The organism is Oribacterium sp. P6A1 (assembly GCF_000702885.1).
In the GTDB taxonomy this organism is placed as follows: Bacteria; Bacillota; Clostridia; order Lachnospirales; family Lachnospiraceae; genus Oribacterium.
In genome coordinates, this window is the sequence record NZ_JNKO01000058.1 from 1 (window position 1) to 5831 (window position 5831).

General features: G+C 37.1%; 7 protein-coding genes. 3 read left to right on the forward strand and 4 right to left on the reverse strand.

Going from position 1 to position 5831, the window contains the following annotated elements; translation table 11 throughout:
* A partial coding sequence (locus T515_RS15570) for a hypothetical protein (RefSeq protein ID WP_036613246.1) occupies window positions 1-271 on the reverse strand: 271 nt, incomplete at its 3' end.
* Between the two features lie 261 nt (window positions 272-532).
* Entirely contained in the window at window positions 533-1843 is a 1311-nt protein-coding gene (locus T515_RS16925) for a tetratricopeptide repeat protein (protein WP_051671813.1), read from the reverse strand.
* 469 nt (window positions 1844-2312) lie between these two features.
* Here T515_RS16925 and T515_RS15580 point away from each other — a divergent pair, with 469 nt between their 5' ends.
* From T515_RS15580 to T515_RS15590, 3 genes are all read left to right on the forward strand, one after another.
* Window positions 2313-3461 (forward strand): RNA-splicing ligase RtcB, encoded by a 1149-nt coding sequence (locus T515_RS15580; protein ID WP_036613248.1) that lies wholly within the window; start codon window positions 2313-2315, stop codon window positions 3459-3461.
* Window positions 3462-3474: 13 nt separating this feature from the next.
* Complete coding sequence (gene prfH / locus T515_RS15585) at window positions 3475-4062, forward strand: peptide chain release factor H (RefSeq protein WP_036613251.1); 588 nt, start codon at window positions 3475-3477, stop codon at window positions 4060-4062.
* Window positions 4063-4337: 275 nt separating this feature from the next.
* The gene (locus T515_RS15590) at window positions 4338-4544 is read left to right on the forward strand and encodes a hypothetical protein (RefSeq protein WP_036613254.1); all 207 of its coding nucleotides are present in this window, start codon (window positions 4338-4340) and stop codon (window positions 4542-4544) included.
* A 191-nt stretch (window positions 4545-4735) separates the two neighbouring features.
* Here the strand turns inward: T515_RS15590 and T515_RS15595 are convergent, their stop codons facing one another.
* A complete protein-coding gene (locus T515_RS15595) occupies window positions 4736-5005 on the reverse strand; it encodes a hypothetical protein (RefSeq protein ID WP_036613259.1) in 270 nt (89 codons plus the stop codon).
* Window positions 5006-5060: 55 nt separating this feature from the next.
* A partial coding sequence (locus tag T515_RS15600; RefSeq protein WP_197026470.1) for an RtcB family protein occupies window positions 5061-5831 on the reverse strand: 771 nt, incomplete at its 5' end.

Below are 5831 nucleotides of genomic sequence, written 5' to 3' on the forward strand. Positions count from 1 at the left end.
CCTTATTGTTTTTCATTGTATAAACTATGCAGTCCTCTACACCGTCACCGTATGTACAGTTCCCCATAAGCTCTCTGATACCGTCATTATTTAAATCTTCGTAATAAGCAACATCAAGATCTCCATAAGTGCTTGCCAAAACCCTGAGACCATCATTCCAATATAAATAATGACTTTCATAAGGAAATACCCTTTTGTACTCAAGGATAATCCCATTATGGTCCAACACATCGTTGAATTCACGTATGGATAGCTCGTCTATGTCAGCCATTACCTCATACTGGATCAGTTCATGATTATGAACTACAGTTAATAACGACTTATCGTTAGATATTTTACGTAGTTCAGTGATATAAGTAGTCCCCTTTTCATTAAACGAACACTTATAAGAATCACATCTCGCATAAGCTGGAATTGTTATGGTCATAAGACCAATGATAAATGATAAAATAAATCTCACTTTTGTATTCCCCTAAAAAAACAAATCTATTTACTTTCGCTTGATAAATAAGTAATCCTTCTTTGTCCACGATTATATGAATAAAGAATAATTCTTGAATCCAAGTGGACAAGGATCTTTTCTGCTTTTAACCGGAAAGATTGTATTTTTCTTTTTCGACAACTTTTTTGCTTCAGACTCAGTAATAAAATGTATCTCAATAGGGATGTTATAGTTTTTCTCAAGGATTTCTTTCATATACTGAGAATATTTTTTCTCCAAGATTTTGACATAACCTTCCTCCGGTACAATTATAAGCAAAAGATTGTCTATTAAATCGAAAAGTCTTAACGGTTTAAGCCACATATCAAACGATATCTTAAGGACATCATGATCTTCTCTGACAGCCTCAAGTATCTTATCCCAATCCTTTCGTATCATGTCAAAAACGTTTAACTCAGATTCACTTTTAGCATTCTTGTCTGTTTCCTGATTCTTAACATCAGGGTTCTCTTGGGCATCAGTATTCGCTGGTTCTTTTATGACCGTAGTATCATCGTTATCTCCCTGAAAACCAGACCAGGACAAATCCGGAAGAAGTTCGTTTCTTATTTCTTCTCGTATTCTTTCCTCAGACTCCAAAACATGCTTCAGATTATTCTTCTGATAAAAATCCCCACACATTAATCTTCTATAGATCAAACCTTCCGCTGAACACATGAAGCTAAGAGCTAAGATAAGATCCTTTTCAACACCAATTCCTTCGTGATAGCAATCTCCCATACGCATATATACATCCGCTCCAACTTCCGGAATCAGCTCTTCCGAAATCATTTCAGTACATCGCTCATAGATATGAAATGCTTCCTTCGGATCCTTTTCCACATAGAATCCATTCCTATAAAAGTCTCCAATCTTGTATAGTGAACGAACATTTCCAGTTGCAGCACCCTTCACGAAATAATTAAAGGCTTTCTTATAGTCCTTATCGCCTGTTCTTCCGTAATAATAGATGTAACCAAGATTTTCGACTGCCTGATCATTACCGCCTTTTTCAGCCATATGATAATATTCAGCAGCTCTTACATAGTCCTGCTCCCCGGCTCTTCCTGTATAGTAGAGTGAACCCAGTTTGCAGATATAGTCAGGATCACCTTCCTCAACTCCATCTAAATAGATGTCCTTCAACAGTCCCGCAATCTCCGGATGCATAGTGTGTATCCTATCATCATCATGCAGGCTATCTGACAGAAGTTTCTTAGCTTCCTCAAAATCGTTTATATCCATTTCATATTCAGCATCTTTAAGCGATGCAAGACTCTCTGGATATCTTCCATCCTTTGATAATGTTGTGATTGCATTACGTACTCTCTTTAATAAATCATCCTTTGACTTAATCCTCATGGTTCAGGTCTCCTTTTATAAATCGTTATCTGTTTCCTATAGTCCTAATCAATAATCCTCAAGTAAAAATTGGCTAAGTGTTTCCAAAAGAAAAGCTTTTAGGTATTTTTCCATTTGATATTTCGATTATATTTTTGTCCAATGACATTTTTTGTCATTCTCGCAGACTAATATGTAACCAACACAAGCAGATGAAATCTTACCTGCAGTTTATAAAAGTGTAATGAATATAATCTGCCAATTGTGATAATATCTAACTCAGCAACTATTTATTCGATTTTAAGAAAGGAGGCCATCATGACAAAGAACACTTTGACAAACTTAAACGCAACCGGAGGTATGGTTATCCTTTTCTCTGTACTAAAATAGGCAAAGTCTATCTAAATTTACAGTTTTCATAGGATGATCAGATCCTCTTTACATTCGAGGGAAATTTATACTCCTTTCAATATAGTAAAGGATATCAACTATGGAGATTATCAAAGGAGCTTATTCAGTAGCTCACATTTTCACTACAAACAACATAGATACTGCGCTTGATCAGTATGCAAGAGCACAGCTACAGATGATCTGTGACAACGAATCATCCAGTGGCTGCCTCATCAGAGTCATGCCGGATGTCCATCCCGGAAAGGTCGGAACCATCGGGCTTACCATGACTATCGGAGATCGTATCATCCCAAATCTTATCGGTATCGATATAGGATGTGGAATGACTTTGGCCGAGATAAAAGGTAAAAAAGTTGAAGGACAAAAGCTTGATACAGTAATAAGAGACTGTGTTCCTGCTGGATTCAATATAAGGAGAAAGCCTCACAGACTTTCCGAAGACTTCCCTTTCTCTGAACTAAAGTGTGCAAACCATATAAGAACTGATAAGGCACGCCTTAGCCTTGGTACACTTGGCGGAGGCAATCACTTTATCGAAGTCGACAAGGATGATGATAACAATCTTTACATTGTAATCCATACAGGAAGCAGACATTTGGGCAAAGAAGTAACTGAATACTACATTAATGAAGGGCAAAAGATCCTTAAGGAAAAGGGTCTGAACATTCCCTATGAGATCACATGGCTTGATGGAGATCTTAAGGATGCTTATCTTCATGACATGCAGGTAGTCCAGAGATTCGCTTCCCTTAACAGGCAGATTATCCTTGATGAGCTTGTAAAAGGAATGAAATGGAAAGTTCTTGATACATATGAATGCATCCATAACTATGTAGATACAACACTGGAAACTTTGGAAACATTCCTTGCTCCGATGTTAAGAAAGGGTGCTATTTCAGCAAAGAAGGACGAAAAGGTCATCATTCCCATCAATATGCGTGACGGTATCATTCTTGGAACAGGTCTTGGCAACCAGGATTGGAACTGCTCTGCTCCCCATGGCTCCGGGAGGATTATGAAGCGTGAGGATGTAAAGAACAGCTTTACCGTTTCATCTTTCAAATCAGAAATGAAGGGGATTTATTCAAGCTGTATCGGTAAGGATACGCTTGATGAAGCCCCATTTGCCTACAGACCGATCATGGAGATTTCTGATGTAATAAGCGATACCGTGAAGATCGATAAGATCATAAGACCGGTCTATAACTTCAAGGCTGGTGGAGAATAATGAGGATTAAAATATGATAATACAGATAAGTTCCGGACAGGGACCGGCTGAATGTGAGCTTTGCGTCACAAAACTCTATGATTCCCTGAAAAAAGAATATGCTGACATTGAAATGATACAGCAGCATACAGCAAAAACAAAAGGATGCAATACATCCATCATGTTCAAAACTGAAAACGATCTTTCCGGAATTGAAGGAACAGTGCAATGGATATGCAAAAGTCCCTTCAGACCCAACCACAAAAGAAAAAACTGGTTCGTGGATGTAAGCATCATCCCTGAAAGAGAAGAGATCTGCAAGGATCAGAACATCCGCTTCGAACGCTTCCATTCCGGTGGAAACGGCGGACAGAATGTAAATAAAGTTGAAACCGGTGTCCGTCTCATTCACATACCAACCGGTATCACAGTGACTTCCACAGCAGAGAGGACCCAGCAGCTTAACAGAAAGGATGCTCTTGAGAAGCTTAACGCCATTCTAGCGGCAAAAGAAAAAGAAAACCAGGCCAAACAGACAAATAACGCCTGGCGGGAACATACAAAGATCGTCAGGGGAAATCCGGTAAGAGTCTATAAGGGCATGGGATTCACCCATACATAATATTATAAACATAATACTAGAGAAGGATTGTTCACTCTTTACTTGTTATATAAAACTTACTTCCTGTTATTGGTATTACCATTATTCCACTAATAATCTAAATCCATAATAACGAAGTTATAGTTTTTGTAGAAGCTATTTAACGAGTTAATTTAGAACTCTTTTATATTCTTAACATTAATTTCATGCATTTTAATATATATTACGTGATATTTTTTAATAATTTGCCGACATTTCAACTAAGAAAGTTTTTTATCATCGAAAGGAGAAATATAATGTTTGATTTTGATCTCGGTTCATTTTTGGAATCTGCAAAAGGAATAATTGAATACACTGCAGAAAGAAACTATAGAGATGCTAGTCGAAACGCAAGAATGAATGGTGAAAAATTTGATAGTGATCTCTATGCTTACGAAGCAGACAGATTAAAAGAAAAGCGTCTAGCAAGAGAGCAAGAGAAGAAACGTAACAGATATAGATAATGTTAATTAACAATAAATAACTTGCTTAACCCCCAATTATTCTTAAAATAAATATTAATTAGTCTTAAACATAAGTTAAATTATTGTTTACCAATTCAAAGAGCTTCTTGATTAAGGGAAGCTCTTTGAATTGTCAGGTGATTTAATGGGAGTTTATATTTTTATAAGTTATATTACATTATTCTTATATGTCATGATATTAACATTTTAATAAAAATCCCAAAAACGATAACCATTCCAACAATAATTATTTTGAATACTTTTGGATTTTCATTAGAAAATTCAATTATTCTTTCAGCACCTGCAAGTTTTTTTATAATAGATGCCGCCATGAGTGCCTCGTCTACTACTGGTATTGGATCAGGAATAAAAATATTTATTATCATAAAAACTATTTGAAAAGGTAAGGGAGCACCTAAAAAAATCAAAAAGACAATACCATAAACAATAATATATAACACTTAAATCCTCCTACAGATACTCTGTCTCAATCATTTGGCTAAACATTCTTGTGATTTAGTCATCGGTGTCAATATCATCTACTGTTGTCTTTTCAGCCTTGTTCTTTTCCTTTATCGTCGTGCTGTTGGCCTTGAAATTATAAATAGGTCTTACAATGCTTACGATATCTGCTGTAGGTGAGATATTTTCAACGATATCATCCATTCCCTTGTAAGCAAAAGGACTTTCATCAAGTGTAGAATGGTTGACGCAGGTTGTATAAATTCCGGCTTCCTTCATAGTCTTTTCGTACTCTTCCACTGTGAACCGGTTAAAAGTCTCAGTCCGTGAGAACATTCTTCCAGCACCATGAGGAGCAGAACAGTTCCAATCATCATTACCCTTTCCTACACAGATAAGGGATCCGTCCCTCATATTTATAGGAATGATAAGTCTTTCGCCTTCTCTTGCAGAAACTGCACCCTTACGGATTATGTTTGATTCATGATCGATATAATTATGAACCGTTGTAAATTCGCCTAAAGGCTTAAATCCGTAGTGGTCAATTATCTGTGATGCGATCCTGTGGCGGTTCCTGTCAGCATACTCCTGGCATATCTTCATATCATGAAGGTATTCCTCGCTGTACATTCCTGTTAAGAAGCAGAGTTCAAGGGGCATATCCGGTGGAGTCTGTCTGAAATTTCTGTGTAGTTCCTTAAGTGCCTCCTGTATCTCAGCTCTTCTGCCTGCAGCCTTATACTCTCTCTTTATACGTTCCTCTTCTTCCCACATAGGGACCTTTCCCGTATGGATGCCGGTAGCAACGCCCTGATAGTACTCACA

Excerpts from the sequence above, each read along its gene's own strand:
- T515_RS16925 (WP_051671813.1), bottom strand. The coding sequence starts at position 1,843 with ATGAGGATTAAGTCAAAGGATGATTTATTAAAGAGAGTACGTAATGCA.
- T515_RS15580 (WP_036613248.1), top strand. The coding sequence starts at position 2,313 with ATGGAGATTATCAAAGGAGCTTATTCAGTAGCTCACATTTTCACTACA.
- prfH (WP_036613251.1), top strand. The coding sequence starts at position 3,475 with ATGATAATACAGATAAGTTCCGGACAGGGACCGGCTGAATGTGAGCTT.
- T515_RS15590 (WP_036613254.1), top strand. The coding sequence starts at position 4,338 with ATGTTTGATTTTGATCTCGGTTCATTTTTGGAATCTGCAAAAGGAATA.